Raw genomic sequence first — 25544 nt, 5'->3', positions numbered from 1 at the left:
GAATCAAAATTCCCTACAAAAATCAATGGGTCCTGAGCCTAGACCGATATTGCGGATATCTTTGATACCCTTCAGATCAGCAAGGGAATGAATGGCCTCTGCCAGAATGGGTTCTAGACTACGAGCCCGAGAAATCAGGGACTCTTCTTCCATAATGTCCAGAACGGCATGACCGACAGCCGCAGCCAAAGGATGGCCCGAATAGGTATAGCCATGGGCAAATTCAACGGCATTTTTCGGACCAGTCATGAACGTGTCGTAAATGTCTGAGCTGACAATGACACCCCCCATCGGGACGATACCGTTGGTAACGGCTTTGGCGAACGTAATCATGTCCGGTTTCACATCAAACCGCTGGGATGCAAAATTTTCGCCCATGCGCCCGAAGCCTGTAATGACTTCATCAAAAATCAGAAGAATACCGTGCTTAGTGCAAATTTCGCGTAACCGCTGAAGATACCTGACTGGAGGTACCAGAACGCCCGTTGATCCCTGAACAGGTTCAATGATGACTGCGGCGATTGTTGAAGCATCATGCAGGCCGATCAGGCGCTCCAGATCTTCAGCATACTCGACACCCCAGTCCGGCTGCCCTTTGGAGAAAGCCATGTGCGCTGGATTGTAAGTGTGGCGCAAATGATCAACGCCATTCAGCATTCCGGTAGCAAACATCTTACGATTAGGAACAATGCCGCCAACCGACATGCCACCAAAGCCAACACCGTGATATCCACGCTCCCGGCCTATCATGCGAAAGCGACCACCTTCCCCTCTGAGACGATGATAACCGAGCGCAATTTTGAGGGCCGTATCCACAGCTTCCGAGCCGGAATTGGCAAAGAAAACATGATCCAATCCGCTGGGAGCCATACCCGCAATACGCTCAGCCAGGCGCACAGTCACAGGATTGGTCATCTGGAAGGCTGTGCAATAATCGAGGGTCTCAGCTTGCGTCTTCAAAGCTTCCACAATCCGCGGGTGACCATGCCCCAGAGGGGTGCACCACAACCCGGACAGCGTATCAAACAACGGTTTGCCTTCAGGCGTGTAGTAATAGGCTCCCTTCGCAGACGTGATGATGCGGGATGCCGGATCTTCCTTGACACGGCGGTTCGCCGTGAATGGCATCCAGTAAGTGCCGTTTCTCAAGGTCCGTTCACAATCGAATTCATTGAGCAACTGTGCCATTCCGCAACCTTTGTTATTAAACGCTGCCGCGCCCGGAGAGGTGGGAATACGGCGTTTCATGAATATTCTTTATTCGGAACAAGATTGCCTATATACAGTTCCCTGTTTTATGAGTGAACCTGTACCGGTCAATCGAGCAGTACAGGTTCTTTTGACTTGGAAAATAGCCATGACTGCCCTTCTGAGGGCGATGGTTTGAAAATTTTCAGTGGCTCGCGCATCGATATGCTCAAACTTTCCACGGCCTCTTCCCAGCCGCTTGTTGCCCAGATTGTCACCCAGATTGCAGAGCGGATCCGCACAGGCGACTGGCCAGAAGGCATGAGACTCCCTTCTATTCGACGGCTTTCTGCAGATTCCGGTGTCAGTCCCCTCACGGTTTCCAATGCCTATAACCGACTTGTTGCGGATGGCCTCCTGGAGGCTCGAAGAGCAAGTGGCTACTTTGTTACCCGGCAGGAAGACAGCGGTCGTATGCTTCCTCAGCGAACAGTGGCGACATCCGTAGATTCCCTATGGCTTCTGCAACGCGCTTATGAGAGCGCTCCAAACCATATTCAGGCGGGTTGCGGCTGGTTGCCTGACAGCTATCTATTTGGCAGTGGCGTAAAGCAGGCTCTCAGCAGCCTCGGCCGCAAATCAGAACAGATGGGTCTGGGATATGGAAATCCCTACGGGCATGAGGGCCTGCGGGAACAGATCTGCCTGATGCTTTCCAGGCAAGGAATTGCCTGCAACACCTCTTCGATCATTATGACGCATGGTGCCAGTCAGGCGCTTGAGCTTGCCGTTCGTTGTCTAACCCAAAGTGGTGACACGATATTTGTCGAAGACCCGGGGTATTGCAACCTTTTCCCGGCGCTTCAGGCGTTGAGGCTAAACATCGTTGGTATTCCCCGCTTGCAGGATGGCCCATGCCTGGAAACCCTGCAGAAACTGGCTCAGACGAAAGCTCCCAAAGTTTTTATCATCAACACCAGACTCCATAACCCAACCGGAACAAGTTGCAGTGCACCTGTTCTTCATCAGGTTCTGAAACTGGCTGAGCTTTATGGATTTACCCTGATTGAGGATGACATCTTTGGAGATCTTGCTGCAGAGAAAACACCAACACTGGCCTATCTAGGCCGGCTGGATCAGGTCATACGTGTCAGCAGTTTCTCCAAGACAATCTCGCCGGGATTGCGTGTTGGGTATGTTGCGTGCTCACCGAGCATGGCTCACCATATCCTCAAACTAAAAATGGCTAGTAGCCTGACAAGCAACGGTATTTCAGAGGCAATTGTGCATCACATTCTAGCAGATGGTCGCTACCGGCTTCATCTCGCAAGACTCCGCGAAGCACTTTCAGAATTACAAAAAAGCGCCGGGAAAAAATTTCAGAAGTGTGGCCTTGTTCCGTTTGGGAAACCCGAGGGTGGGATGTTTTGCTGGATGCGGTTTCCTCACGATATCGACCTGCTGACATTAACCCAAGAGGCTGCTCTCGCTGGCATCATGCTCGCTCCGGGAAGCTACTTTTCTCCTGACAATGCGCCGTCTCCCTGGCTACGTTTCAATATCACTCATACAAATTCTCCACGCCTGTTTTCCTTTTTAAATCAAAGGGTTTTCCAGAAGCTGTAAAATGTAGTCCATTTGAGGCGCACCAAAAGCCGCAACCAGAGCGACAGCGAAGGTTCGACGAGTCTATTGAATTGAAGTGTTTTGAATCCTAAACACCCATGGGCGTTTTATCAGCCTACTCAAGGACTTTCCATTTAACGAACAAAACCGTTGCGACTTCGATTTTATCTTCATACACTTTGCAAAATGACGGCTATTAAAGCTCTCCGATGAGAAATTCCTTCTCTCGAAGCGTTTTACTGATGCCTCAAGGCCAATGTGCTCTGGCGTCGATCGGCAACACCCTGCGTCTCTTTAAGAGACCGATCGGGGAGTCCGCAGTGGTTGTTACAGACACCCAAAGAGATGGAACAGAACTCGTGAGCAAAAGAACACCCCTCTCGGTCCATGCGAAGTGTCCTTTTCGACGTCTTTCCTTTCGGAAAACCCTTTCATTATCCGCCCTTCTCTGCGTTCTTCCAGGCCAACTCTATGCTGCAGAAAGCTTGCCATCTCCCAAAAAAGCCGTCGCTCACTCAACGCGAAAAGCATCCAACCCGGTAAAAAGAACGACGCATCGTACCCCAACATCCGTTACTGGCGGCAACGAAACGATGAGGGTCAGCGCAAGCCGAGCAGTGTCACGAGGGGCTGAAAACGTTGTTTCAAAGGCCGTTATGGCGCAGTTCACGCCGGGAACAAGCGTCCTGAAAGCCGTAGACCGCCTGCCCGGCGTCAGCTTCAGTTCCACAGACCCCTTAGGTATCGATACATGGGGCAGTAGCATCTACGTCCGTGGATTTTTCATGGATCAGATCGGCGTAACGCTGGATGGTATCCCTCTGAATGATCAGACCTACGAGAGCAACAACGGACTGAACGTCATTCAGGCCTCTATTTCCGATGATATCGAGCGCTCTGTCCTGTCGGAAGGACCAGGAGGCGTAGACGTTCCATCCATCTCTACGCTGGGCGCCACTCTTCAGTTTGAAACGTCCGATCCCAAGGATAAAGCGGGCGGAAAGATTTCTCAGGGTTTCGGCAGCTATAGTTCCTATCGCACCTATATCCGGGCGGATACCGGCAAGCTGAATGCCTCGGGCACCAAAGCTTATGTCGCCTATTCCCGAAGCCAGGAAGGCAAGTGGATGGGCGGCGGGGACCAGTTCCAGCAGCAGGTAGACGCAAAAATCGTTCAGCCCATCGGTCATGACAGCGTGATCAAAGCATTTTTTAACTGGAGCGACATGCAAGAATGGGGCTATCAGGATACGTCCCTTGCAATGCTCAAGACACTTGGCTGGCGTGTTCCGCACCTTTATCCAAACTATGGTTTGGCAACAGCCTATGCCGCTGGCGAAGTCTCCCTTCCAACCTCAGATGCGATTGAGGCCAACGGAGATGAACCTTACCTGTACGATGGCGGTCAGGCAGAAGTTGATTATACGGGCGGCCTGAACCTGGATCTGGCGCTGACGGATCGTCTTCGCTGGAAAAGCACGATTTATGGAACAAGTCAGACGGGTTATTACACCTATTCTGATTATGAAACGCCATCAGCGGACACCGGCGCGCCCTTCTCGGAAGAGGTCTGGCAGAACCGCCAGGAGCGCTATGGTTTCACGACGTCCCTGAACTATCATATTGCTCATCATACAATCGATACAGGCGTCTGGTTCGAAAACAACAACCAGCAGGCAGATCTCTTCTGGTATAATGAGCCACTTCTTGGGACAGGTGCACCGCTAAAAACTGTTGGCCCGTACGACACTTATGGAAAAGCCTTCATGCAGGGCTATGGTTTCGTATGGCACACAAACAACTTCACATATCACCTTGAGGATACGTGGCGTCCGTTGGAAAACGTCCGCATTTCTGCTGGCTTCAAGTCCATGATTTCCACTACGGCAGGTGGAGCAAACTACAATAACTCGGATTATACTGGCGCGGATGCTCTTCCAAACGGCAGTATGACGGCTTCGGCTGCATTCCTTCCACACGTGGGAGGAAGCTGGCACTTTCTTAGCCATCATGAGCTTTATTTTGATCTTGCCGAGAACATGCGTTCTTATCAGGTACTCCCGAATGGTGTGGGAAACTCTGTATGGTCCGTCCAGGATCAGGACACTTTTCAGCAACTTCGCCATACTGTGAAGCCGGAGCGTGACTGGGTTTATGCGGTTGGATATCGCTACACGGACAAATATGTTCAGGCCAGTCTGGCAGGCTATCATGCAGACGCCAGCCACCGCCTCCAGTCTGCTACGGAAGGTACAATTACGAACCCGGTATCAAGCGTAACCCAAACAAGCGTTCACACGAACGGAGTTGATGCCTCTCTGACCCTAACTCCTGTCAAAGGACTGACACTCTATAACAGCGTCAGTTACAACCACTCGACTTATGGCGGAAATATTACCACAGCCGATGGTATTTATTATACCAAAGGAAAGAAAGTCGTGAACTATCCTCAGTTCATGTACAAGGCGAACCTTTCGTATCGGTGGAAAGGCCTCGAAACACACTTCGATGTTCATTATTATTCCAAGCGGTACTTCAGCTACACAAACGACACCTCGGTTCCAGGTTATTGGTTAGCCAGCGCAGGGGCGAGATACAATGCCGGGAACTGGGGAATTGCCAAGAACATCACTTTTGACTTCAACGTCTATAATCTTTTCAATTCAAAATATATTTCCATGATGGGTGAAAATGGCAATCCGATGTCTGGGGACTACCAATCGCTTGAACGCGGGTCACCACGTCAGTTCTTTGGTACTATCAGCACGGAATTCTGAAAAAATGCTGGTATCGAGCCTACGGCAGGATTGTAGCCGAACAATAGAGAGGGTGTTTCCGCTCCTGCCCGCACCAATGTCCCGTGACTATTCAGGATGATCGCCCTTTGCATCTGCCTTTAAATTGATACCCCGCGCATCTGCAAGGATCAATCAAAACGGGAAAGGATCTTTGCAAAATCATAACAAAATGCCACCGTCGTGTTCCATATTGCTCGCAAGGATATGAATCGTATGCTTAAACTCCCAACAAAATTAGCGGCCATGACAGCGTTTCTGCTGGCAACCGTCGCTTCAGGAGCGTGTGGGAGCGCATATGCCGACGATCCTGTCCTTCAGACGGAGGAGAGCGATATCATCAAGCTTTCCCCCGTTACCGATCATCGCATCCTTGTTCAGGATGCTGTGGGACATCACGCAAAAGACGGGCGTGTCTATGTTGTGGATGCAGACAGGGGCAAGCTTCTTGGAATGGTTCAGGCTGCCTATAATGGGAACGTCGTACAGGACCCAAAAGGACGCGCGTTCTATGTAGGCGAAACTGTCTGGTCCCGCGGTAATCGTGGGGACCGCGCTGATCTGCTCGCATCCTACGATCCACAGACCCTTGAGATCGTAAACGACCAGGTCCTTCCTGGGCGGGCACTCGTTACACCCAAGAAAAATGATCTGACCATCAGCAGTGATGGCAGCCGCCTGTATATTTATGACATGGTACCGACGAACGCGGTGCATGTCATAGATACTGCAAGTCACAAACTCAGTCTGAATGTTGATCTTCCGGGCTGCGCCCTGACTTACCCATGGGGCAATGCCGGTTTCACGTCCATTTGTGCCGACGGAAGCCTCGCAAATGTAAGTCTCAACGCTGGAAAAGCCGAGGTCACCCACACGAAGCCGTTCTTTGACCCAGAGAAGGATGCTGTCTTCGAGCATAGTCCAACACGCCGGACTGACGGCAAAACCTGGTTCATTTCTTATAGTGGCCTCGTTTACCCTACGGCATTGTCTGCGCAAACGAAGATCGACACAGCCTGGTCCATTCAGGAAGCCGCAGGAATGAAAGCTGCTCCAGCGGCTGACAGTCCTTTTACGGTAACCTGGCGTCCCGGCGGTTGGCAACTCTCAGCCTTGCATTATGCAACAGGGCATCTCTTCGTAACGATGCATCAGGGCACGTTTTGGACGCATAAAACGGCCGGAACGGAAGTCTGGGAGCTTGATGTAGAGACCCACAAGCTGATCCGGCGTATCAAACTGCCAAAGCCAAGCTCCATGGTGGGGGTAACGCAGGATGCCAAGCCACTGATGTTCACCTCGGATGAAGCAGGAGATCTCTTCATCTGGGATGCTACAACCGGGACGATGCTACGCAAGATGCCTCATCTGGGTGATGATCTGTATTTTACAGTTGCTCTGGGGGAGTAATGACGTGTCTCGTTACGCAAATGGCTGGTGCGGTGACTGCCAACATAATAGGCGCTCTGTTTCTGGCCTCTGCAAGTTCGAAGGCTCTGGATGTCTCACGGTTTGCATCTGACATTGCCGCATATCGGTTGATCCCGCTCGATATGGCCTTCCCGGTTGCCTATGGGCTGGTTGGTGTTCAGGCCGCTTTGGGGGGTTGGCTATGGAGCGGATGGCTTGCGGCTACGGCAGGAATTGCAGCATCACTCCTGCTGTTATTCTTTGCCTTCGTGATGGGCATTAATGTCGTTCGGGGACGTATAACCCTGTCATGCGGATGCCTTCCGGGAAGCAACAGCCAGCTTTCATGGACTGCTGTAGGAGGAAATATCGGCTTGGCCCTTCTGGTGCTTCTCGCAGGCTTCCTGACAAGGCCCGTTGGTATTTTCCTGAACGGCGAGGCTCTCCTTGCAGGCATCAGCATTCTTCTGATTGCCCTTGCCTCTGTCCATCTCCGCCAGCCGGAACACCACGTATGATGCTCTTTCTCATGATCTCCACGGTTCTGCTGACCTGTCTTACGCTGGGACTGGCTGTGATAGTCTTTGCACTGGCGCGTCAGATCGGCGTGCTCCATGAGCGAACCGCTCCAATCGGCCAGCAGCCTGTTCTTGCAGGATTGCAGGTGGGTCAGGCCCTTCCGCGCATTACGGCACGGCTTTTGGACGATAGTCCTTTCCCGCTTGGAGGGATGCATACGACCGGCCGATCAAACGTGCTGATGTTCATTTCAGCAGATTGCCCCGTCTGTAAAAAAACACTCCCTGTCGTACAGGCCTTGGCGGTAGCTCATGACATTGACCTGATTCTGATAGGGGAAGAAGACGTTCCAGCCCTTCGGGCCATGACTGCCAGAACACACCTCGAACACACTCCGCTTGTGACCAGTCAGGAACTCTTGCTTCTACTTCAGATTGGGCGCCTGCCTACACTCGTTGCACTCGACAATCGCGGTGTCATTACGGCGCGGGATGTCGCTAGCACCCGAGCACAGGTCGAAGCCATTCTTGGCACTCTACCTGTCCCAGTTTCTTCTTCCTTTGAAACCAAGGAGCTTCTGCATGACGCAGTCTGATCCCTCATCTGGACGCGAGATGCGCGCCAATCCGCTGGATCGCGTCACGGAACGCCTGATCCGACATGTTGCCGGTCATAGCTCTCGACGCAGCTTGCTGGGGCGCCTGGGGGCATGGGCAACATTTGGCGCACTGGTACCAGTTCTGCCCGTAGAACGCGTGTCTGCCGCAACGCCGACAAAAGCAGCGCCTTCTCCAAAGGCTCCCTCGCCTTTTGCCGCCAAAGCACAAACCACCGATCCCACAGCATGCAATTACTGGCGATATTGCGCGATTGATGGATTTCTTTGCGCGTCCTGTGGAGGAGGCATCCATAGCTGCCCCCCGGGAACACGTCCTTCTCCTACATCCTGGATTGGGACCTGTTTCAATCCAGGTGATGGTCAGTCCTATCTTGTTGCCTATCGGGACTGCTGCGGTCAGGACGCCTGTAGTCAACCTGCCTGTCTTGGAACTGATGGAGATCAGCCAAGCTACCGTCCGCAGGCGAATAACGACATCATCTGGTGTTTCGGGACGGGTGCCCTTGTCTATAACTGTTCAACATCCGTTATCGTTGGAAATGCTTCATGATCAAACGTACAGCTTTTCTTTTCACCTGCATCCTGGCTGCTACGCCCTTAGCCTATGCTGAAGATGGCCAGTCTGTTTACAATAGCAATTGCAGCGTCTGCCATCAGGCTGGCGGAATTGGCTCACCGGGCCAGTTTCCACCCCTTACTGGACGTGTTGGCAAGATTGCAGTCTCCCCGGAAGGCAAGACCTATATTGCGGATGTTCTATTGAATGGGTTGCATGGCGCCATTCAGGTTTCCGGCGCGAGTTATATGGGGTTCATGCCGTCTTTCAAAGCACTCAGCGACGATCAGATTGCCGCAGTCCTGAGCTATGTGTCGTCCCTGAGCACGCCGGGAGCACCGGGTTTTACGGCTGATGACATCAAGACTGCCCGGGCAACGCCCAAAAAAGCAAAGGATCTCATTGCTGAAAGGAAAGCCCTTGATGCTACGCATCCCCTTCCCTGAGATCCTTGCCGTGGTCCTGACGTTGTGTGGAACGTCAGCGGCCCAGGCGGCCGTACAGACTCATACCGTGACCAATTACCTGACTCATTGTGGGGGGTGTCACGGTATTGAAGGCATCTCTGGGCGGACATTTATCCCGGTACTGCGCGATCAGGTTGGGGTCTTTAGCTGCTCTACAGAAGGAAGAGCCTATCTCGCACGCGTGCCGGGAATTTCGATGTCCTTGATCCGGGATGATCAGGAACTGGCGGATGTCCTCAATTTTGTTCTGTTCCAGCTTGGAGGAAAGAGCACTCCGGCTGGAACACCGCACTATTCAGCGTCCGAAGTGCATGAATTAAGAGCTCATCCCATTTCAACGACGGATCTTTTATCCCTAAGAGCGGCAGTTTTAAGCCGCGCTCAGGCGAGTTGTCCTCACTAGGGTGCAAGGGCGCCCGGATTTGCAGTCATGAAAGATTGCAAAGACGCGTGCCCTGTTTCCTGAACCCCTAACAGACTTTCAAGATGCTCAAGGCTGTTGACCAGTCCACGCGCTACGACATGCCCATCAGCGCCTAGCAGAACCGCAAAAGGCACACGGTCCACGCCTAGGCGCTGCCCGATCATGCCTTCGTTGACGAAAGCCTGTTCTGGAATACCCAGCATGGAAATCGCGCTCTTCTGGGCATCCAAAGCGTCATCACCGCAAAAAAGCAGCTCCAGCTTCTCCCGACGGGTGAAGTCCACGGCGATAGGAATCATCTTGCGTGAGATGGGGCATGAACCAGAGATGAAGAGTAAAAGCTGGCTTTTCCCATTAGAATTCATACCGCCAATAGAAATGAGATCTCCTGACACGGTTTCTAATTCGATCGCTTCGAGGTGATTAACTGCGGACATGGTGGGCGCGAGGGCCCCTAAAGGGGCAATACGGCGGTAAAAATATCGCACTTGCCCCAGTAAGGCGATCACCACACACACTGTTGCAATCAGCACGAGCCATAAAAGCGCCTGAGTGCCCAATAATGCAGATGAATCAACCATATTATTCGTCCCGCTCAGGAAAATATTGGAACACTAAATTTGTATCTGATCGCTTAAGATCGAAAAGATTATTCAAGGGTCTTCAATCGCTTCCAGACACGATGCTTCAGTATCCCGAGCAACGCCGCAAGCCCAGCAAGATAAGCCAGAACGAAGATCCCCGTCCGATGTCTGGCCTGAAGGTGCGGTCGTGCTGTCCAGTTAATAAACGCGGTGACATCATTAGCCATCTGGGGGATCGTTGCAGTGGTGCCGTCAGTGTACTTCACCTGTCCGTCATGCAGTGGTTGTGGCATGGCGATATGAAGGTGCGGCATAGCCGTATTATAGAACGCGCCCGGCGGTAACGTGGCCCCTGCCGGAGCCGACGTGTAAGACTCCAGAATGTGAATAATCCTCTGAGAACCACCTTCCTGTGTCAGGGCCAGTCTGGAAAAATCTGGCGGAAGGCCACCATGATTGGCCATTCGCGCCATGCTCTCGCTAGGATAGGGCGAACCGATATGATCTGACGGATGCGCAGGACGTGTCTTTGGATCACCATCCTCATCCAGACCATCAGGGACCTGATGCTGACTGGCATAGCTCTTGATATCAGGCACGGATATGCCCAGCCCCGTAAGATCCGAATACGTCACGTAATTCAGACTATGGCATGAGCTACAGATCTGTCGAAAAACCTGAAACCCGCGCTGCTCCGGCGTCGAGGCATGGACTGAGCCCCCTGCCAGAAGAAGCGTAGCGATGAAAAAACGTTTCATCCCCTAGGCTCCTGCAGGCTTGAGGGAGGAGATTTCGAAATTTCCACAAGGGGAAGATAGGGAAGCAAAACCAGAAAATAGAGATACCAGTATGCTACTGCGATCCGGCTGATCCAGAGCCAGAAACCCGTGGGAGGATGCATTCCTGCCGCTCCAAGCGCAATGAACGCCAGAAAGAGAATGGGCAATGCAATCCGCAGAATAGGTCTGTAACGGGCTGAGCGCACTGGCGATGCGTCCAGCCAGGGTACGGCGAAGAGAACACCAAGACTTCCTGCCGCCAGCAGAAGACCACCAACCTTCGAGGGGATGGCGCGCAGAATTGCGTAGAACGGCGCGAAGTACCACTCGGGCGTAATATCCCTTGGCGTTACAAGAGGATTAGCCTGCGCATAATTATCGGCCAGTGTCAGGATATCAGGCGCGAAGAAAATCAGTCCGGCATAAACCATCAGAAAAAGGCAGAGACCCAGACCGTCCTTGGTTGTGTAATACGGATGAAAAGGAACCGTATCATCGGTCTTGGCTGGCTCAATACCTGTTGGGTTGTTGGAGCCTGCTACATGCAAGGCCGCAACATGCAAAACGACAAATCCAATAATGGAAAAGGCGGTCACGAAATGCAGGACGTAAATGCGATGAAGCGCTGTATTTCCCAGCCCCTCTCCCCCTAACAGCCAAGCAGCCAAGGGTTTTCCGATCACTGGAAGGGCGTTCAGTGCGTTGATGACAACTGTTGCCCCCCAGTAGGACATCTGTCCCCATGGAAGGATATAGCCTGCAAAAGCTGTCGTCATGACGAGCAGGAGCAGTCCAAGCCCCGTTAACCAGAGCAGTTCCCGGGGGGCTTTGTAAGAGCCATAGTAGAGGCCGCGCCCGATATGCACGTACAAAGACACAAACAACATGGAGACACCCCCCATGTGAATCGCACGGACAAGCCATCCCGAGGAAACCTGACGATCGATCATCTCGATGCTGGCAAAGGCCTCTGTCACGGTAGGGGTATAGTTCAGCGCAAGGAAGATGCCACTCAGGATCAAAAGCCCCAAGGCAATCGTTGCGAAAGCACCGAAATTCCAGAGATAATTGAGATTTCGCGGCATAGCGAAATTAACATATTCCCGCCGGAAAGCCGTGATCACAGGTAGCCGGGCTTCAAGCCATTCTGACAGAGAATTGGAGCGTTCAGTCATAGCGGCCGCTCAGATCTGCTGGATGTTGGCAATATCGAAGTCGGGATCGCCTTTGCTTTGCCCGATACGAAGATGGGTCGCCGAAACCATGGTGACAGGCGGAACCGGCAGATTATAGGGTGCAGGCGCATTCTTGTAGGCGCGGCCGGCAATATCAAACTGCGACCCATGACAAGGGCAGGCATATTTCCCGGACTGGTCCGAAGGAGATGGAGTATCGTAGGATGGTACGCAGCCTAGATGGGTACATATTCCAATCAGCACACCAATTTCAGGCACGACAGAGCGATGCCAGTTGGTTGCATCCTTGGGTTGCTGAAGGATTTTAGACTCTGGGTCCCGCAAACGTTGCGCTGCGCCAAGAGCCTGCAACGACGCAAGCATAGCGGCCGTTCGGCGTTGCACAAAAACAGGCCAGCCCCGCCATGTCACGACGGCCTGCTGTCCAGGCGGAATTGCAGAAAGATCAACATCGACCGTGTCATCTTCCCCTACACGACTGTTCCGCGTTCCGTTCAAACTATCCAGAAAGGGATAAGCCAAAGCACAGGCACCCGCACACCCCACTCCTGCTGTCACGGTCGCAAGTACGTCACGTCGTCGGGTCCCTCCTCTGCCTGATGAACACTGATTACTGGAAGAAGTCGGTGCGCCGTCCTTGGTCATCGGATCCTACTCGAATAAGCTGTTATGATCATCCAAGGGCAACGAAATGGTGTCAATCTTAAACAACTGTTTTATTCGCTCCCCAGCAATGTTCTTGCAATCCGATCATTTGCTGGGGATGGTAGGAAAGTCATATCTGTTCAGAATCAATTGAAATTCACGAAGCGGAGGTTGGGTCAAAATGATAACGATCCGTGTTAACAACGAATCGCATCAGCTTGATGTGACCGATGACATGCCCCTTCTCTGGGTACTACGGGATATCCTCGGTCTGACAGGCACGAAATATGGATGCGGTGTCGCTCAATGCGGAGCGTGCACGATCCACATCGATGGAATTCCGGCCAGAGCATGCCAGCTTCCCGTCTCGCTGATTGGCGATCGTCACATCACGACAATTGAAGCGATTGGCAATACTAAAGAAGGAGCCCGCATACAGGCAGCCTGGTTACAGAATCAGGTTATCCAGTGCGGATATTGCCAGTCCGGACAAATCATGGCTGCGACAGCTCTGCTTAGAGACAATCCGAACCCTACAGACGATGATATTGACGACGCTATGTCCGGAAATATCTGCCGCTGCGGAACTTATGTCCGTATCCGGGAAGCAATCCATCAGGCCGCCAACAATGCCTAAGCCACGCGATATCGGAGCGGTATTGAACCGCCGTGCCTTTTTCCAGGGAAGCCTTGCGTTGGGTGGAGGAATGCTTCTTTCGGGCATGATCCCTGGATTGCCTGGTGCGCAGGCTGATACAGGAGGCGTTTTCAATCCCAATGCATTCATTCGGATTGATCGTAGTGGCGGGATCACTCTCATCATGCGTCATGCGGAAATGGGACAGGGCATTTACACTGGGATCGCGATGCTGATCGCAGAAGAGCTGGAAGTCGACCTGGAACAGGTCGTACTTGAAGCCGCCCCTGCTGACCCTTCCCGTTATACGGATAGTGCCGCGGGCGAGGAAGTGACCGGAGGCTCAGCCTCTACACGGGATAGCTGGCTCCCTCTCAGGCAGGCAGGTGCCGCCGCACGGATCATGCTGGTGGCAGCGGCTGCGGCACGCTGGAACGTGCTACCGAAGAGTTGTGCCGCGCAGCACGGACAGATCATTCATGTACTAACCGGCCGGACCTTATCTTATGGAGATCTGGCGGAGGAAGCCGCCCTTCAGAAGGTGCCTGAAAAAATCATTTTGAAAGATCCTTCAACATTCCGCCTTATTGGAACAAGCCCTCAAAGACTTGATACCAAGCCAAAAAGTAACGGCACTGCCATTTTCGGGATGGACGTGCGCGTTCCCGGTATGAAGATCGGCCGCATCATGGCCAGCCCGGTTCAGGGAGGACGGCTGATCAGTTATGACAGCGTCGCAGTACGAGCCATCGCTGGGGTTGTGGATATTATAACGCTTCCTGATGTTATTGCTGTCATTGGTGACCATAGCTGGGCAGCTATCAAAGGGCTGGAAGCGGCAAATCCGCAATGGGATCCCGGTCCGCACGCTGCGGTCTCTACAAAAATTCTTATGGATGACCTGCGAAGGGCTTCAGACAGAACGGGGCTGGTTGCGAAGAATACCGGAGACGTTGACGCTGCGTTAGCAGCCTGTTCGCACCAAATTGACGCCGTCTATGAACTCCCATTCCTCGCTCATGCGGCACTGGAACCTATCAATACAACCCTTCATATCCGGCCAGACGGCGCAGATGTATGGGTTGGGACACAGGTTCCTGTTCGGGCACGGCAGGAAGTTGCTAACGCGACCGGCTTGCCTCCAGAAAAAATCGCCATTCATAACCACGTTATTGGTGGAGGGTTCGGGCGCAGGCTGGATTCAGGATCGATCGGTCAGGCAGCCAGGCTCGCGAAACAGATTTCCTATCCCGTAAAACTGTTCTGGACACGCGAAGAAGATATTCAGCAGGACCAGTTTCGCCCTTTTTACTATGACCGGATCTCTGCGGGACTGAATAAACAGAGACGGATTGCAGCCTGGAAACACCGCACAACCGGATCATACGTAACGACAAGGTGGGCACCGGAGGGACTTCAAAACGGCCTAGATACAGATACGGTCGATGGCGCCACTGAGACGCCCTACGCCATTCCCGCCCAGAGAAATGAATCCGTTCAATGCGAACCTGAAGGGCTGACAACTTTATGGTGGCGCGGCGTGGGACCTACCCATAACATATTTGTTGTGGAAGGGATGATAGATGAACTGGCGCATCTTGCTGAAACCGATCCTCTCGACTTCCGCCGGTCTATGCTGGGTCATTCACCACGAGGCCTGAAAGTTCTGAACGAGGCTGCAAGCAAATCTGGGTGGGGAACGCCGCTTCCTGCTGGTCATGGACGAGGCATCGCCCTCCATTATTCTTTTCAGACCTGGGCAGCGACGGTTCTGGAAGTCCGCGTTACAAGAGATAATGACATCCGCCTGATCTGGGCAGATACTGCCGTAGATTGTGGTCCAATCGTTTTCCCGGATGCTATTAAAGCTCAGATCCAGGGTGGACTGATCTTTGGCCTGACAATGGCCCTTTACAACGAAATTACTGTAACAAATGGCCGAGTAGACCAAAGTAATTTTCACGACTATCGCATGATGCGTATTAATGAGGCACCCGATATCAGAGTGCATCTGGTGCCAGATCTCTCGGCGGATATTGGAGGCATCGGAGAAGTCGGCACGGTAGCCGCTGCCCCAGCCCTGGCAAATGCCATTTTTGCTGCTACAGGCCGTCGTCTGCGTAGGATTCCATTTGTTCCTCAGATAGCGGGAAAAAGCACATGAAGTATTTTCTGCTTTTCTTCGCAGTCATTATGGCAATCTCCGCTCGATCAGCACAGGCACAAACTGACCTGATTGAACAGGGAAAAACTCTGTTCCGGGCGGCTGACTGTGCGGCCTGTCACCTTTCCAGCGATGGTCAGACCTTGTCAGGAGGAAAGGCTTTTTCTCTCCCTTTCGGCACAGTTTATGCCGTGAATATTACACCTGATCGCGAGACAGGCATCGGGGCTTATACGGACGAGCAATGGCTTAGAATGATGCGCACTGGTGTCGATCGGAACGAGCGGCATCTCTATCCCGTCATGCCTTACACATCTTATACATTCCTGAACGACGCTGACACGTTGGCCATCAAGGCCTATCTCTTCACTCTCAAGCCAGTTCAGGCCAAGGCACCAGAAAACCGCTTACCCTTTCCTTTCAACCAACGCTGGGTAATGACTTTCTGGAATTGGTTCAACAATCCAAACCGAAGGATGACTACGGATCCGCACCGAACGCCGGAATGGAACCGAGGGGCCTATCTTGTGGAAGCACTTGGGCATTGCGATCAATGCCATACGCCACGCAACTTCATGTTCGGACTGAGCGGCAAGGCTTATGCCGGAACAGTCCAGGTCGGGTGGAGAGCCTATAATCTGACATCAGATACCGAACACGGGCTTGGTGGTTGGAGCGACAGTGAGCTTTTCGAATATCTTTCTACGGGTTATGCCCCTCACCGCGGACCGGCCTCCGGTCCGATGGCCGAAGCAATCAAAAATAGCCTGCGATATCTGCCTGCAGAAGATATCCGTGCCATGATTGTTTACCTGCGAAGCATCCCTGCCCGTTCCAACGGACCACAACGTGGAAAACGCGTGCCAGGTGCAAGCGGGGAGAATGAGGACGTGGGCCGGCATATTTTTCAACAGGCGTGCATGGGATGCCATCTTGAAAATGGGGCCGGGCGACAGTCTGACTGGGGAGCTTTGGAAGGTGCGCACAGTTTGAGCGATCCTGCGGCCACCAACATCATAGCTGTGCTTCGAACCGGCACATCAATCAAGACTGAGCATGGAAAAATGGCAATGCCTTCGTTTACAAAGGCTTATACACCCCAGGAATTGACGGCAATATCAGAGTACTTGCTTGACCACTTCGGAGGTATTCAAGCCCCAATCAAACCCGAGAGCTTCAAAAACTAGGCGGCGTAGACGCACTTATTAAATGACATGGCTCGTTACCTATGTTCCGGAAACGATGGGGAATGTTACTGTCAAAATAGTAAGCATCTCCTGGCCCGAGGATCGCGCGCTGATCTCCCGCCGTGACTTCCAACTCTCCCCGGACGATAACGCCCCCTTCTTCACCTTTGTGCTGGAGCATGGTCTTCCCGGTGTCCGTCCGAGGCGCATAGGTCTCGTTTAAAATCTGCAATGCACGGTTGTTCATGGAGGTTCCAACCTGCCGCAGCGAAATACCTCGTCCCCCAATGTCCCGCAACTCGACGGCCTTGTAAAAAAGCTTTCGCTCTTCTGCCTGCTCGAAGGCAAAAAATTCTGAAAGTGACATTGGAAATGCATCGACGATCTGCCGCAGCAATCCGACCGATGGGTTTATTGCATTCGATTCAATGAGAGAAATTGTTCCGTTTGCAACACCACAACGCCGGGCCAACTCGCGCTGGGAAAGCCCGCGTCGCGTTCGAAGCTCATAGAGCGTTCCACCAATATCCATTGCGTACCATCGCTTATTTCGTGTGCACTATCCTAAACAGGATATCATTTTTAATGCACCAAAAATTTTAGTAGCTTTGTTAACAGAGTTTGTCCCTAATTTTTTCAGAAGGGGAAAAGATATACTCTTACCCCAAAGAAAGAAGTTGTCCCATTTTTTCGGACAGTATTGCCGGCCTGACGGGCTATGCCCGTTTGATGTCATGCTGCCATTTTGACGGCGTTGCTGTTGGCCACTGGGTCCGGAGTTAACCCCAGGCCCAGTGACATTGGCGCGTAATGATACGCTTTTCGTTGGGCGCCCGGCCAAAATGCTGAATGCAGACGCAGCCCGTTATGGTGAGCGATCCACGCGGTGAGCCTGCCCGCAGTTTCGGATCGGGTCTCAAATGTGTGCAGAGAGTGGACTTGCTACGGCTATGTACCGGTTGACTGAGCGTTTTAAGCTCACATCGGCGGACAAACGAAAACCCCAGTCTGTTTCCGGGCTGGGGTTCGTGATGCGTTCGCATCGCAAGTTCAGATGGTTGCGGGGGCACGCAGCCCCCGATACCAACAACCACTAATATTTATAATATAGAAAAATATTTGTCAAAAGCATACAAAATTATCTTTTTTCTGTATTATTATCCAAAAATACGCTTCTTAAGATTACCAAACCAATTACGTACACGCTTTACCCAAGACTGTTGACGCGAGTAATAATTCTTACGCCGATCATCCTCTGCCTGACGTCCAGCGGCAATCGCAGCTGGCGACATCTGCTCTAGCCATTCGACTCGACCATTAGTGATGTAATAATGCGCATCACATACTCCCCAGTTTCCTACAGAAGGGCGAAGAGTAACGCCTTGGGAGTCTTGCGTAATCCGAAAATTCAATTCATCCACGGGCAATTGAATGACATCACCGCAACCGCATGCGCAACGGTGAGCGCTCATTTCATATTCCTGTGACCAATACAATATCCCTGACTCGATCACTTTCGGAAAGCGTTCAACGTTGGCAAGCCTATACATCAACTCTCTCCTACCCAATTTGATGATCCAATTGACAGAAGAGAGTTAAAATAATTAGGATCATCGGCATAGAAACCTTTGATTTGCTTATATTTTACAACTGCCATAGCGGCGTTAAGTGCATTAAGTTCCGCAATTTGTACAAAGACGCGGTATGCTCCCGCCTCATCGGCCCTGTCGAAAGGCACAGCCTCTTTCGCTCGCTCATATGTTTTTTCTGTAAAAAGTGTCGTTCGGAGAAGCCCATCGAGACGACCTTGTTCTTTTTCAACCCCCATACCAACATCGATGAAAGGTATTTTTTGCGCCATGAGCATTTCGCAAATATTTCTTCTACTTTCCCCATCATCAATACAGACAAATGCGAATGTGATATCAGAAAATAGAGCGTCATCTCCCGCTTCGATACGCTTGTTATGAAAACGTAAATGATGTCTAAAGTTATCATATTTCTTTTTATATAGAGCAATCTTTGGCTGCCCGAAGAATTCAAACGGCACCTCTCCGGGAGCCCGAAAGCCGTTATGAACTTGGAATACATCGAAGTCATAAGCGTCAATTGAATAAACCGGCGTCTTAACCATAAAATCCAATACGAACGCCCCGGTGCCTCCTAAACCGATAATTGCAATTCGATCGTCCGCGACACGCTGATTAAGATCGTTTATTTGCGCACAAGCAGAAAAAGTATCCGCCACCTTAAATGGTGAAGTTTCTTCCGGTACATCATATTCGGCCCCGGTTTGAGATGAGGCTCCAAATAACTGCTCTGCGGGACCCGAGACTAGCGTGACATAATGCATCACCAAATCTTCATAGGTAGAGAACACTTCAGGATATGGAGGCTTATTAGAAAGATTTGAAGAATAATTAACCTCACCAATAGATATATTGGCCGAATGAGATCCAAAAGGAATTAACGATCGATCAGCATTGCAGGGCGCAGTTCCACTCCAATACATCTGGTGGTTTTTTGGTGCACCGATCGTCGATTGATCAATTTTAGTCAGCGGGGCGGCGAGATGCCCCTGCTGCAACTCGCCATTGGTATCAACATACCAAACATCGTTGACGACAAGATGTTCACTTATCACCGACAAGGAATACCTGCGAGCAAGCAGGCCTTCCAAGCCCTTAAGATTCGCCGGTGCGTTTGACACGAAACCGCATCCCTTCGTCAATTTTGACAGAACCGCCCTTACTCAGCACTCCCTGCAGATTGGCTTTCGGGCCGCGTTCATACATAATGCTATATGTTGCCTTGGGAAAGGACGCGAAGTCAGGGTAAGCTAGCTCAACCACACGCTGATAAGAAATCGTGCCCTTCGGCTCCTCGAAATCTACAGTGTTAATGGTAATAGTTACCTCACCCTTAAAGGGACCGGGACTTCCGCCATTTCCATTCTGGCCATGATTATTCTGGATATCGCAAAGGTCTTCAGCAATACGCTGCTCCTCCTTTACCTCAGTTTCCTGTGCTTCACGCTTCTTCTGCTCCAGTTCAGCTTTTCTACGCTGAAGCTCCACGAGTTCAGCATCTATCAACGCTTCTTCTTCAGAAATCTTCAGTTCACGCTCACGAGCTTCTGCTAGCTCGCGACCCGCTTCCACAATGTCCTCAGCGTCTCGCTCAATACGATCGCTTTTCTCCGGCTTAGGTTCGTCATTCATACTTTAAGCTCCCGTGTATCATTGAGTCGTTGGATAAACTGGGAGACGGTGAACTGTCAATCTTGTAATCATTTAATTTAAATGTTTGCCACACCAACATGTCAGCCTTATTGACACCGTGAGTCATTTTAATGTACAAATGCCTCCAACTTGGAGGTGCCATGATCGATCAAACCAATGCTCTCGTCGGCGCGGCTATAAGAACTAACCGCGAAGCATTAGGCATGTCGCAATCCGTGTTGGCGGCAGCGTTAGGCCTGTCTCGCACTTCGGTCACGAACATTGAAAAAGGCAAACAACCTATCTCACTATATCATTTATATCTGGCGGCAGCGGCTTTAGGTTTGTCAGCAAAAGATCTTCTTCCTGATATGCTAGCTCCAGAACCTCGCTACCGCAGGCGGTCAACTGAGGTGACTGCTTTGTTAGAAAAACTTGAAACAACTTCAAGCATAACTTCGTCATGAGCATTCAACGTGCGCGCTATACCAAGATACGGCATCTAACAATTTCGTTGTTGGACCGATTTAATGTAAAAGTAGCACCAGTTCCCATTCAGGATCTGCTTTCTGCCAGCGGTATCGATATTAAATTTGGTGATTTAGGCGAAGTGTCCGGACTTATCGCTAGGCAGGGTCGGCATACTATCGTCGGTGTGAACTCAATACAGGCACATACGCGCCAAAGATTCACATTGGCGCACGAATTTGGTCATTTTTTGCTTCATCACGATCTTCAGTCACATACTGATGTTGGATTTCGGGTAAATTACCGAGATCGCAAATCATCCGAAGCGACCGATATCGAGGAAATAGAAGCGAATTTTTTTGCTGCATCAATTCTTATGCCTAGGCCATTTCTAGACCGAATGAACGCTTTTGAAGCTCTAACTGATGACGACCAAGTGAACCGGCTCGCCGAAATTTTTGATGTTAGTGTGCATGCCATGTCACTTCGTTTGGCGAACGAATATTCTTACCAACGCTCCTTTTAGATTCTGCATTAACAATAAACGGACGTGAGTTAGCCGCTAGGGCAGATCCTGTTTAAATGTGTGCGTGCGAACAGGTGAAGATGCTCGTAAAAATAACAAATTAGAGCATTTCAATCGAACCTGTGTTCGATTGAAATGCTCTAGGTATAGGCGCGCAAGATCACGGTGACGCACGCCAGGCGACTCCAACGTGATTTCAGGGGTTTGTCATCCTCGATCGGACCGAGCTTCAGCTTCGTCATGGGCGAGATTTGTCCTCTTTCCAAGGCTGGAGGACGAGGTCGCGATTCAGAATGAGCGTGAACGGCAGACCGGGCCGGTCTGTCAGCGTCGGCTGGACATTGAGGCTGCGATCAATCAGGCGGTTGCCGACCATTGAAAAACCGTTCGATGCCCCGCTGCGGATCGCCTGCATCAGGTTATTCTCGTTCCATGCCGTCCCGGCTTCGGAACCCACGCTGAGGAGGGTGGTAACAAGGGCAGCCCTGAAGAGTTGGCCCCAGTGGTTGTTCACCTCGTCAGACAGACCGGACTGGCCGATGGCGTCGCCACCGGGCAGCTTTTCCAGAACGAGGCTTTCGCCGTTCGGATAGATCAGCCGCGTCCAGATGATCTGGGTGCGCTGCTGCCCGAAAGAAATCCCGCTGTTATAGGCTCCGAACAGCGTGCTGCCCTGCGGGATCAGCAGATAACGGCCGGTCGGGCTGTCATAGACGTTCTGGGTCACATGGCCGGTAATCTGGCCCGGCAGATCAGAGCTGATCTTCGTATTTAGCGCTCCGGCGACGACGGTCCCGGCCTGCAGAAGATAGGGCGAAGCAGGGAGCGCGATCCGATCGGGGCTGAGCGTCGCGCGGTCAGGCTGACCCGCCAGAAAAGCGCGATTGCCGGCCTGCTGGTCCGTGGCGGTCGGTGATGCCCGTGTTCCGGACGCTGCTTGCCCCGGCATTGTCTGCGCGGTCTGGCCATCGTGCCCCTCGACCTGGGCAAAGAGCTTACTGGTGCGGGCCGCCTCAATCTCCTGATCGCCCCGACGATCTCCAATGCCCGAAACTGGTCCCGCGCGGCCTTCCTTCTGAGCGTCGAGGATCGGCTTACCAAGATCGCCAGGCAAGGGCGGTCCGAGCTTCGGGACGGCACTGTAGTCGCTGGGCAATGCGGCCAACCCGTCAGCCGACGGACGTGTGTCCGTATCCTGCGCCGTCTGGACCGCCCCTTTCTGTGTGCTGTTTTGCAGCGCGTATCCAAGAGCAAGGCCGATCGCGAGCATCCCGGTAGCCCCCAATGTCCAGATGACGGGACGCGACAGCCGAACCACTGACGGGCGCTGGGCGCGCAGCCGCAAATCAGGAGGAGAAGGCAGGGATAATGGTCCCGATCCGCTTCCGTTGCCGGACACGTCCTCACCCCCATCCTGACGATCCTGCGTGTCGGTCATGACTTCCTGCCATCGGTGCGTACGATCCGCACCCGCTGCTCGGAATGCTTGTCGCCCAGCCGCAGTTCGGCGGCAGCGAACAGCCGGTCCACGATCATCCAGTTCTGCCGCACCCGGTAATTGACCAGTTCCGGCCCGCCGTCGGCCCCCAGCACGAACAGGGGCGGTAGCTCGCCCTGCCCGATCCCGGTCGGGAAAGCGATATAGACCTTGTGGCCGTCATCGAAGGCCCGGCCGGGCAGCCAGGGCGGCGTGCCCCCTTTCACCGGCTGGATAGCATAGCGGAAATTCAGCGCGTTCAGATCCAGCCCTGCATCCACCGGTGCCGCTTCGTCGGCGTCCCTGTCCTGTCGGTGCAGGGCAATGAGATCATCTTCGGGATAATCCCACGATACCGACGCCATGTACGTCGCCGACGTGGAGCGCAGTTCCGCCAGATAAGTCCGTCGATCAGTGTTGACGATCAGGTTGGTAGTGAGGTCCGGCCGCGTCGGCTTGACCAGAATATGGATGCGTTTTGTTGCGCCTGCCCCGCTCTCGGTATCGCCGATAATCCAGCGCACAGTGTCACCGGCGGCAACCGGCCCCGTGCCGACCAGCTTTTCACCCTGCTGGAGCATGATGTCGGTGATTTCGCCGGGCGAGGTGTAAACCTGATAGAGAGCGCCCGGAGAATAGGGATAGACCTGCACCGCATTGATGAACCCGGCCCGCGTGGGCTGGATGCGCCGCCAGATTGGCCTGCGTCACGCGCGCGGTCGGATCGGCAACTTCGGGGGCCGGATGTGTTGTGATGCGTCGTGAGGGCAGCGGCTTGAGCTGTCCCGGCAGGGGAAGTAGCTGTGGCACCTCCACCACCTGCACCGGTTTCGGCGGGTCCGGCAGACGCGTGGCCTGCACGGCGTCATCGTAGCGGATGACCGGCGGATGGTAATGCTGCGCGCATCCGGCCAGGGGCAGAATCAGCAGCGGCAAGACACGAAGAGCGCGACGAATCATTGGCCCAGCTCCTTCGACCAGTTGATGGCAGAGACAAAAACACCAAGGGGATTTTTCCGCAGATGATCGGCGTCGCGCGGCGTGCGCAGAACGACCGAGACGATGGCGGTCCAGCGCTCGGTGCCGGTGAACGCGCCGTCGCGGTAATGGCGTTCGGTCCAGGCGACCCGGAAGCTGCCGGGCGAGGCCCGGATGACCGAGGCGATGTCCACCTCGACCTGCTCGTGCCCGATCCGCGAGAACGGATCGTTGAGGCGGGCATAATCGTTAAGCGCCTGCGCGCCCGACGTGGTGGTGAAATCATAGGCGCGGAGCCAGTTCTGCCGGACCACAACGGGGTCCGACGACAGGGCGCGCACGTCGTGGACGAACTGCGCCAAATACCAGGCGATCTGCGGATCGGCGGGCATATAGCCCGCTGTCGCGGGGGCCACGACCTGCGCCTGCCCCAGACGGTCCACCTGCACCACCCACGGGGTGATGGTGCCACGCGCAGACTGCCAGACCAGCCCGGCCCCGAGGCCTGTGGACAGGAACAGGCTACCAAAGGCCATCAGCCGCCAGTTGCGGGCCTGCACGCGGGCGGAACCGATGCGTTCATCCCAGATCTGGGCGGCTTTCTGATAGGGGGTAACCGGCTCCGGCGTCGTGCCGTAGCGCACCGTGGAGCGACGGAACATCGTCCTCATTCCTTTTCCGACAGATCGATGGAGGAAGATCCGCCCCCGCCGTCGGCGGAGCGGATGACATGCGCGGCCTCAGCAGCATGGGCGGCGGCATTGCGGCGCTTCATCTTTTGCGCCCAGCGGGGTGACTGACCGTCGGGACTGCCGCCTTCACCACCACCCGTTGGCCCGCCGCCGTTACCTGACGGATCACCGGACCGCCCGCCGTTCGCATCGGACGATAACCCACCCGTGAAACGTCCGCCCGTCGCGGTGAAAGCGCCTCGCGCGCCTTCGCCGTAGCTCTGCTTCATGGCGGTTGCTGCGGAAGACATTTTACTCTTCACGGCATTTGCGGCAGCACTGCCCGGCGCCCGGGCGACACCGCCCAGACCAGCCGCCATACGGGCACCGGCACTGCCACCGGCAGCATTTATGGCTCCCATGGAATAAGCCGTATTGGCTGCACCCGCGATCGCGGCCCCTCCCCGCGCGGCAGCCGCCGTGGCGCCCAATGCCGCCGCGCCACCGGAAGCAGCCGCCCCGACACCGGCCGCAGCAGCAGCGCCCATGGCACCGAGGGCCATACCAGTCCCGACAGCAGCACCCGTCCCAAGCTGGGGGGCACCGGAAATCAGACCATTGGCGATGCTGCCGCCATAAATGGACAGACCGACAATCGCCAATGAGGCCAACACCACCGAGACAGCCTGTCCGATCGTGGGAACGTCGCTGCCGTAGGAGGTTGAGAACTGCTGGAACAGGACGGAGGCAATGGCGGAAATGACCGCCAGCACCATGATCTTCACACCGGATGAAACAACATTGCCCAGCACCTTTTCGGCCAGAAAGGCCGTGCGATTGAACAGGGCGAACGGAATCAGGATGAAACCCGCCAGCGTGGTCAACTTGAACTCGATCAGCGCCACGAAAAGCTGCACGGCGAGAATGAAGAACGCCGCCAGCACGATCAGCCAGGACAGACAGAGCACGAAGATCTGGATGAAATTCGTAAAGAAGGCGACGGGACCAAGGAGATTGTGGACAGAGTCCAGAAGCGGCTGCGCCGCATCGAAGCCCGTGGATGCCAGTCGACCGGGCCGCAGGAAGTCTCCGAGTGCCAGACTGCCACCGCCGACCTTCAGTCCGAGAGCAGCAAAACTGTCGAAGACGATCTTCGAGAGCGCATCGAAATCGTTGATGACCCAGGCGAAGAACCCGATATACAGCGTCTTCTTCACCAGACGCTGGATGATGTCCTCGTCCGCCGCCCATGCCCAAAACAGGCCGGCAAGGGCGATGTCCAGCACCGACAGAGTGCCCGCCAGCGAGATCACATTCCCCTTCACCAGACCGAACCCCGTATCGATGGTGGTGGTAAAGGTGTTCAGGAAGCTATCGATAACGCCGACATCGTTCATGGCCATGGCG

The 25544-nt window shown here is 53.6% G+C and carries 25 protein-coding genes and 1 pseudogene; 13 read left to right on the top strand and 13 right to left on the bottom strand.

Going from position 1 to position 25544, the window contains the following annotated elements:
* Positions 1 to 3 precede the first annotated feature (3 nt).
* On the bottom strand, positions 4 to 1188 hold the full coding sequence (locus B7444_RS14750; protein ID WP_081603795.1) for an aminotransferase class III-fold pyridoxal phosphate-dependent enzyme: 1185 nt from the start codon (positions 1186 to 1188) through the stop codon (positions 4 to 6).
* Between the two features lie 195 nt (positions 1189 to 1383).
* On the opposite strand from B7444_RS14750, the gene B7444_RS14745 reads away from it, so the two are divergent.
* From B7444_RS14745 to B7444_RS14710, 8 genes are all read left to right on the top strand, one after another.
* Entirely contained in the window at positions 1384 to 2814 is a 1431-nt protein-coding gene (locus B7444_RS14745) for an aminotransferase-like domain-containing protein (RefSeq protein ID WP_231502981.1), read from the top strand.
* A gap of 593 nt (positions 2815 to 3407) precedes the next feature.
* Complete coding sequence (locus B7444_RS14740; protein ID WP_231502982.1) at positions 3408 to 5591, top strand: TonB-dependent receptor; 2184 nt, start codon at positions 3408 to 3410, stop codon at positions 5589 to 5591.
* A 264-nt stretch (positions 5592 to 5855) separates the two neighbouring features.
* Positions 5856 to 7019: an amine dehydrogenase large subunit gene (locus B7444_RS14735; protein ID WP_048855208.1), complete on the top strand. Its 1164-nt coding sequence runs from the start codon at positions 5856 to 5858 to the stop codon at positions 7017 to 7019.
* Positions 7019 to 7537, top strand: coding sequence for a MauE/DoxX family redox-associated membrane protein (locus B7444_RS14730; RefSeq protein WP_146911354.1), 519 nt, complete (start codon positions 7019 to 7021; stop codon positions 7535 to 7537). Before B7444_RS14735 ends, B7444_RS14730 begins: the two co-directional genes overlap by 1 nt.
* Positions 7534 to 8133, top strand: a complete 600-nt coding sequence (locus B7444_RS14725; protein ID WP_007283970.1) for a redoxin family protein — start codon at positions 7534 to 7536, stop codon at positions 8131 to 8133. The genes B7444_RS14730 and B7444_RS14725 overlap by 4 nt, the downstream gene beginning before the upstream one ends.
* A complete protein-coding gene (gene mauA, locus B7444_RS14720) occupies positions 8120 to 8707 on the top strand; it encodes a methylamine dehydrogenase (amicyanin) small subunit (protein ID WP_035730529.1) in 588 nt (195 codons plus the stop codon). The genes B7444_RS14725 and mauA overlap by 14 nt, the downstream gene beginning before the upstream one ends.
* Entirely contained in the window at positions 8704 to 9159 is a 456-nt protein-coding gene (locus B7444_RS14715) for a c-type cytochrome (RefSeq protein WP_007283968.1), read from the top strand. Before mauA ends, B7444_RS14715 begins: the two co-directional genes overlap by 4 nt.
* Entirely contained in the window at positions 9137 to 9583 is a 447-nt protein-coding gene (locus B7444_RS14710) for a c-type cytochrome (protein ID WP_035730530.1), read from the top strand. The genes B7444_RS14715 and B7444_RS14710 overlap by 23 nt, the downstream gene beginning before the upstream one ends.
* Here B7444_RS14710 and B7444_RS14705 read toward each other — a convergent pair.
* The 4 genes from B7444_RS14705 to petA form a co-directional block, all read right to left on the bottom strand.
* A complete protein-coding gene (locus B7444_RS14705; protein WP_007283966.1) occupies positions 9580 to 10185 on the bottom strand; it encodes a thioredoxin domain-containing protein in 606 nt (201 codons plus the stop codon). The genes B7444_RS14710 and B7444_RS14705 overlap by 4 nt on opposite strands.
* 68 nt (positions 10186 to 10253) lie before the next feature.
* Entirely contained in the window at positions 10254 to 10946 is a 693-nt protein-coding gene (locus B7444_RS14700) for a cytochrome c1 (RefSeq protein WP_007283965.1), read from the bottom strand.
* A complete protein-coding gene (locus B7444_RS14695; protein WP_007283964.1) occupies positions 10943 to 12142 on the bottom strand; it encodes a cytochrome b in 1200 nt (399 codons plus the stop codon). The genes B7444_RS14700 and B7444_RS14695 overlap by 4 nt, the downstream gene beginning before the upstream one ends.
* A gap of 9 nt (positions 12143 to 12151) precedes the next feature.
* Positions 12152 to 12808 carry a ubiquinol-cytochrome c reductase iron-sulfur subunit gene (gene petA, locus B7444_RS14690; protein ID WP_035730531.1) on the bottom strand — a complete coding sequence of 219 codons (657 nt, stop codon included), beginning with the start codon at positions 12806 to 12808 and terminating at the stop codon, positions 12152 to 12154.
* A gap of 181 nt (positions 12809 to 12989) precedes the next feature.
* On the opposite strand from petA, the gene B7444_RS14685 reads away from it, so the two are divergent.
* Genes B7444_RS14685 through B7444_RS14675 form a run of 3 tightly spaced genes read left to right on the top strand, consistent with a single transcriptional unit; the run spans position 12990 to position 16796 of the window.
* Positions 12990 to 13445: a (2Fe-2S)-binding protein gene (locus tag B7444_RS14685; protein ID WP_007283962.1), complete on the top strand. Its 456-nt coding sequence runs from the start codon at positions 12990 to 12992 to the stop codon at positions 13443 to 13445.
* Complete coding sequence (locus B7444_RS14680; protein ID WP_035730532.1) at positions 13438 to 15609, top strand: xanthine dehydrogenase family protein molybdopterin-binding subunit; 2172 nt, start codon at positions 13438 to 13440, stop codon at positions 15607 to 15609. Before B7444_RS14685 ends, B7444_RS14680 begins: the two co-directional genes overlap by 8 nt.
* Positions 15606 to 16796, top strand: a complete 1191-nt coding sequence (locus B7444_RS14675) for a cytochrome c (protein WP_007283960.1) — start codon at positions 15606 to 15608, stop codon at positions 16794 to 16796. Before B7444_RS14680 ends, B7444_RS14675 begins: the two co-directional genes overlap by 4 nt.
* On the opposite strand, the gene B7444_RS14670 is transcribed toward B7444_RS14675, so the two are convergent.
* From B7444_RS14670 to B7444_RS14660, 4 genes are all read right to left on the bottom strand, one after another.
* Positions 16786 to 17328, bottom strand: a complete 543-nt coding sequence (locus tag B7444_RS14670; protein WP_007283959.1) for a cupin domain-containing protein — start codon at positions 17326 to 17328, stop codon at positions 16786 to 16788. The genes B7444_RS14675 and B7444_RS14670 overlap by 11 nt on opposite strands.
* 625 nt (positions 17329 to 17953) lie before the next feature.
* Entirely contained in the window at positions 17954 to 18346 is a 393-nt protein-coding gene (locus B7444_RS16450; protein ID WP_146911356.1) for a DUF6527 family protein, read from the bottom strand.
* Positions 18346 to 19506 carry a ThiF family adenylyltransferase gene (locus B7444_RS14665; RefSeq protein ID WP_007283957.1) on the bottom strand — a complete coding sequence of 387 codons (1161 nt, stop codon included), beginning with the start codon at positions 19504 to 19506 and terminating at the stop codon, positions 18346 to 18348. Before B7444_RS14665 ends, B7444_RS16450 begins: the two co-directional genes overlap by 1 nt.
* The gene (locus B7444_RS14660) at positions 19481 to 20017 is read right to left on the bottom strand and encodes a multiubiquitin domain-containing protein (protein WP_007283956.1); all 537 of its coding nucleotides are present in this window, start codon (positions 20015 to 20017) and stop codon (positions 19481 to 19483) included. Before B7444_RS14660 ends, B7444_RS14665 begins: the two co-directional genes overlap by 26 nt.
* 161 nt (positions 20018 to 20178) lie before the next feature.
* Here B7444_RS14660 and B7444_RS14655 point away from each other — a divergent pair, with 161 nt between their 5' ends.
* Positions 20179 to 20484 carry a helix-turn-helix domain-containing protein gene (locus B7444_RS14655; RefSeq protein WP_159107810.1) on the top strand — a complete coding sequence of 102 codons (306 nt, stop codon included), beginning with the start codon at positions 20179 to 20181 and terminating at the stop codon, positions 20482 to 20484.
* Entirely contained in the window at positions 20481 to 21011 is a 531-nt protein-coding gene (locus tag B7444_RS14650; RefSeq protein ID WP_048855206.1) for an ImmA/IrrE family metallo-endopeptidase, read from the top strand. The genes B7444_RS14655 and B7444_RS14650 overlap by 4 nt, the downstream gene beginning before the upstream one ends.
* Before the next feature lie 238 nt (positions 21012 to 21249).
* Here the strand turns inward: B7444_RS14650 and B7444_RS14645 are convergent, their stop codons facing one another.
* The 4 genes and pseudogenes from B7444_RS14645 to trbL form a co-directional block, all read right to left on the bottom strand.
* On the bottom strand, positions 21250 to 22449 hold the full coding sequence (locus B7444_RS14645) for a TrbI/VirB10 family protein (RefSeq protein WP_007283953.1): 1200 nt from the start codon (positions 22447 to 22449) through the stop codon (positions 21250 to 21252).
* Positions 22446 to 23448 (bottom strand): annotated as a pseudogene (trbG, locus tag B7444_RS14640) (P-type conjugative transfer protein TrbG). Before trbG ends, B7444_RS14645 begins: the two are co-directional and overlap by 4 nt.
* Complete coding sequence (trbF, locus tag B7444_RS14635; protein WP_007283951.1) at positions 23445 to 24128, bottom strand: conjugal transfer protein TrbF; 684 nt, start codon at positions 24126 to 24128, stop codon at positions 23445 to 23447. Before trbF ends, trbG begins: the two are co-directional and overlap by 4 nt.
* A gap of 5 nt (positions 24129 to 24133) precedes the next feature.
* On the bottom strand, positions 24134 to 25540 hold the full coding sequence (gene trbL / locus B7444_RS14630; protein ID WP_007283950.1) for a P-type conjugative transfer protein TrbL: 1407 nt from the start codon (positions 25538 to 25540) through the stop codon (positions 24134 to 24136).
* Between the last annotated feature and the right edge of the window lie 4 nt (positions 25541 to 25544).

The organism is Gluconobacter thailandicus F149-1 = NBRC 100600 (assembly GCF_000964465.1).
Classification (GTDB): domain Bacteria; phylum Pseudomonadota; class Alphaproteobacteria; order Acetobacterales; family Acetobacteraceae; genus Gluconobacter; species Gluconobacter thailandicus.
Note: the sequence above shows the minus strand (reverse complement) of the source record. Positions and strands in the feature narration are given on the sequence as shown.